A 3,742-nucleotide genomic window follows, 5' to 3' on the forward strand; every position below is an offset into this window, starting at 1 on the left:
CTGATTTTGTGATCCACTACAGCTTTGCTGTGGGGGCAACAGGTTCCAACAGAACATCCAGTTCTGCTCCTGAACTTGCCGGGATTTCCTGCGGATCCTGTATATCCAGGATCCGCAGAGCGCGTCTTCGTCCCGTTGTCGGTTCGTTCTGTATGAAGCGCCTGCTGCGGATATGGTTTCGTCCCTCGTGCTCAATGTAATACAGAATATTTTTTGCTGTTCTCTGGGGTATATGAAACTCCCGGCTGACCGCCTCAACTGTCAGTAACCTGCCGGTTCGCATCCCCCAGAAGGTCACGATGATATACAGTGGTCGAGCCTGCATGTCCTGAACACACTCAGGACAGAAAAAATGTCTCTTTATTCGTCTGCGTCTCTCAGGCATACCCGCCACCTGAATATCTCTCCGTCAGAAATATGAATTAAGAAGCACTGGTATCCCTCCCCCAGTAATGACAACAGACATCTGTTGCCGCATGTGTCGGGTTATCAGTGCTGAGTAACGCGCAATACAGGTGCACAAGAAGAGGATCTGTTGTTGTCAAAATGACCCATTTTGACAACATTGGATTAAAAAACTAAATTTTTGTTTTTATCTGGTTTTATTTTCTTAGTTATGTGATGTTTTTGGCTATTTATACTATTGATGGAGTTTTGGAAAATTTAGAAAACTGACAGACATCAATGCCATATTGTTACAGAAGGGAATTGATATGGGGGTTTTATTGATTTAAATCAAATGATCTTTAATTAATTGTTGTTTGCATAACATGTGTTTTTTAACATTTGCAACCGCAATACAGGCAGTTTACAGTTTGGGTCAAAAAGTTGCTTTTTCGCCCTTTTTGACGGCTTCCATAACCGTTCAAAGCGGGCCGAATTTGAAGCTGTATAAATCACCGTATGCCGGATATTCCGGTGTCCCAGGTAATCCTGAATCAGGCGTGTATCGATGCCGTTATCAGCCAACGCGTAACCACACCCATGTCTCAGCATATGTGGATGGACAGCAACAGTCAGCCCGGCATTTCTTCCTGCTTCAGCCAGCAAGTTATAAAATCGTTGACGGGTAAGCGGACGCCCTGATCTGGAAATAAACAGCCAGTCCCTCTCTTCTTCTGTAGTAGGTAATTTCATAGTTTCCCGGGCTTTGAGCCAGTTCCTGATACATTGTACTTCTTCAGTCAGTAAGGGATGCACGGTGCTGAAGCCGTTTTTCAGGCGCTGGACGCACAGTTTTCGGGACTCGAGCTCAAGGTCAGCAAGACGTAACGAAAGCATTTCGCTGACCCTGAGTCCGTGGATAAAGGCAAGAAGTATCATGCAGGCATCACGTTCCGGGTGGCGCCCCTTCAGCACCGCCTGTAGCAAAAGGCTGACTTCATGGTGAGTAAGAAATTTTCGGGAAGACATTAATGGCTCCGGTCAGATGAAACAGAGCATTCAAGAGTGACACGATGACCCCATCAGGCTATGGCTAAACGTGCTAAAGTCAGGAAAGCAGAATAAAACACCGATTGCTCTTAAGAACAGTCAACTGGCATGGACCCACAGGTATAGCAAATGAATTTAATCCAGCAACTGGCGGGAATTATCGAAGGGAATCTGAACAGCTCACTGTCAGTAAAAGTTCTTGCTGAACGTTCAGGCTATTCAGAACGTTGGTTGTACAAACTGTTTCAGGATGTAACGGGGATCAGTGTGGCGCAATACATACGTCGCAGAAAACTAACACTTGCCGCTTTACTTTTGCGTCATACCAGTCGCCGGATAACAGATATATCACTAATGTATGAGTTCAGTTCGCCCCAGGCTTTTTCCCGTGCTTTCAGGCAACAGTTCAAGGTGTCACCAGTACAGTATCGCAATGCGGATGCCTGGGATATGCAGTATGCCCAGCCCGTATTGTACAGAACCACACTGTGCACAAAATTCAGAATGATTGAGATAGCTGAGGGCAATCATCCTTCTGTTCCAAACCTTAAAATGCCTGTGAATCTGGGAATGGACTTTATCCATACCCAGAGCGGCGATCATTTTATTTATAACCGTAACCTTTTTCAGTCCATAGTATCAATTTATGATCCTGTTAATGAAATGTCTGATTTTATGATTTCAGGTGAAATGATACCCTCCAGAGAAACAGATTCTGAACTAATTTATACTTTTAAAGAAATAAACAGTTTTTCCCTGCCAGAGACGCTTCTTCCTGATGGTTTATATGCCAGCCAGGAATTTACTGGGACATACAAAGAGATTTTTGATTTTCATATATATGATGCCATGGGGGCGCTGTGTATTAATAAATGTGTTTTAAAAAGAGGACCTATATACACACTATTTCACAGAACAGATAATAAAAATATTATGGATATGCAATTCCTCACTCCTTGCGTAAAAATTTAACTGCGCCAGACCCGATGAAAACGTCCTGGATTACTGGCCGTATACAGTACAGTATGATGAATGTTCCTGTGACCCAGATAATCCTGAATCAGACGGGTATCCAGTCCCTGATTAGCAAGAGCATAACCACAGGCATGACGCAACATGTGCGGATGAACCTTAATTCTCAGACCCGCACGCTGACTATATCGTGCGCAGAGTTTATAAATCCATTGTCTGGAAATTTTTTTTCCATGGCTTGACAGAAAAATATAATCATCCTGACTACCTTTAGCGTATCTTTTTCTAATCAGGAACCAGTGTTGCAATAATTCTATTGTTTCTGGCTGTAATGGATGTGAAGTTGATAATCCATTTTTCAGACGCCTAATAAAAACAATTTTTTCAGTCATATCAAGATCTCCCAGTCTAAGGTCTATCAACTCACTGACGCGAAGTCCATGAATGTAAGTTATATGTAGCAATGCTTTATCACGGATTTCATTTCGCGTACCCGTTATAGCATTAAAGAAAAGCGCCCATTCGCTGCTGGTGATGTATTTACGCATATTTCCTCCTGTCAGAGTTATACCTGAATTTTACACTATTAATTAAAAGGAAGACTTATCAGTTTCGGAAGTTGGCGTGTAAACGATCCCCAACGCCGTATTGACGTTATCTTGCCTGGCCTTCAAAGATAATAAGTGAACGTCCATATGACACGTAGGGTAAAAATCAGTTTACATCCAGGGCAACAACTCCTTCACGCAGTTACCTATATCGTAGTATTACTGCCGAAATAACAACTTACCCCACGAACAATGTTGGCGGGGATTCTGGTAATTATATCTTTTTTATTCGATAATCTTTAAAAACGTTCAAAAAAATTAACCACTAACTAATAATGATATTTTATTGGCTAATTTTTACGTGATAATAACGGCAGGTAAAAAAACACATTAAAATAACGCTAAAAAGATCGAAATTATCATTAGTATATTGCTCATCCTTTTGTTTTTACTTAAAAAAACATAATGCAATTATTGTCAAAAACCAAACAAGATTAGGATTTTGTTATTTAAAACCCAGACCATTGAGCTTGCTTACTTTATCGATAAATCCTACTTTTTTATTGCGATCCAATCATTTTAAGGAGTTTGAAATGGATAAGAAGCAAGTAACGGATTTAAGGTCGGAACTACTCGATTCACGTTTTGGTACAAAATCTATTTCCACCATCGCTGAATCTAAACATTTTCCGCTGCATGAAATGCGTGATGATGTCGCATTTCAAATTATCAATGATGAATTATTTCTCGACGGTAACGCTCGTCAAAATCTGGCAACTTTTTGCCAG

4 protein-coding genes and 1 pseudogene are annotated in these 3,742 nt (G+C 41.2%); 2 read left to right on the forward strand and 3 right to left on the reverse strand.

The annotated features are described in order from the left end of the window. Window positions 1-16 precede the first annotated feature (16 nt). Both D9734_RS20950 and D9734_RS20955 read right to left on the reverse strand, forming a co-directional pair. On the reverse strand, window positions 17-385 hold the full coding sequence (locus D9734_RS20950; protein ID WP_276320425.1) for a CaiF/GrlA family transcriptional regulator: 369 nt from the start codon (window positions 383-385) through the stop codon (window positions 17-19). Window positions 386-750: 365 nt separating this feature from the next. Then, complete coding sequence (locus D9734_RS20955) at window positions 751-1,413, reverse strand: tyrosine-type DNA invertase (protein WP_130210253.1); 663 nt, start codon at window positions 1,411-1,413, stop codon at window positions 751-753. Between the two features lie 150 nt (window positions 1,414-1,563). Between D9734_RS20955 and D9734_RS20960 the strand changes: the two genes are divergently transcribed. Then, complete coding sequence (locus D9734_RS20960; RefSeq protein ID WP_130210255.1) at window positions 1,564-2,406, forward strand: helix-turn-helix transcriptional regulator; 843 nt, start codon at window positions 1,564-1,566, stop codon at window positions 2,404-2,406. Here the strand turns inward: D9734_RS20960 and D9734_RS20965 are convergent. Beyond that, a complete protein-coding gene (locus D9734_RS20965) occupies window positions 2,403-2,954 on the reverse strand; it encodes a tyrosine-type recombinase/integrase (protein ID WP_130210257.1) in 552 nt (183 codons plus the stop codon). The genes D9734_RS20960 and D9734_RS20965 overlap by 4 nt on opposite strands. A gap of 593 nt (window positions 2,955-3,547) precedes the next feature. Between D9734_RS20965 and D9734_RS20970 the strand changes: the two are divergent. Next, a pseudogene (locus D9734_RS20970) lies at window positions 3,548-3,742 on the forward strand (glutamate decarboxylase); the annotation flags it as partial.

This window comes from Escherichia sp. E14S1 (assembly GCF_004211995.1).
Classification (GTDB): domain Bacteria; phylum Pseudomonadota; class Gammaproteobacteria; order Enterobacterales; family Enterobacteriaceae; genus Escherichia.

What these genes read in the sequence shown, in the direction of transcription:
- D9734_RS20950 (WP_276320425.1), bottom strand. Translation starts at nt 385, where the DNA reads ATGCCTGAGAGACGCAGACGAATAAAGAGACATTTTTTCTGTCCTGAG.
- D9734_RS20955 (WP_130210253.1), bottom strand. Translation starts at nt 1,413, where the DNA reads ATGTCTTCCCGAAAATTTCTTACTCACCATGAAGTCAGCCTTTTGCTA.
- D9734_RS20960 (WP_130210255.1), top strand. Translation starts at nt 1,564, where the DNA reads ATGAATTTAATCCAGCAACTGGCGGGAATTATCGAAGGGAATCTGAAC.
- D9734_RS20965 (WP_130210257.1), bottom strand. Translation starts at nt 2,954, where the DNA reads ATGCGTAAATACATCACCAGCAGCGAATGGGCGCTTTTCTTTAATGCT.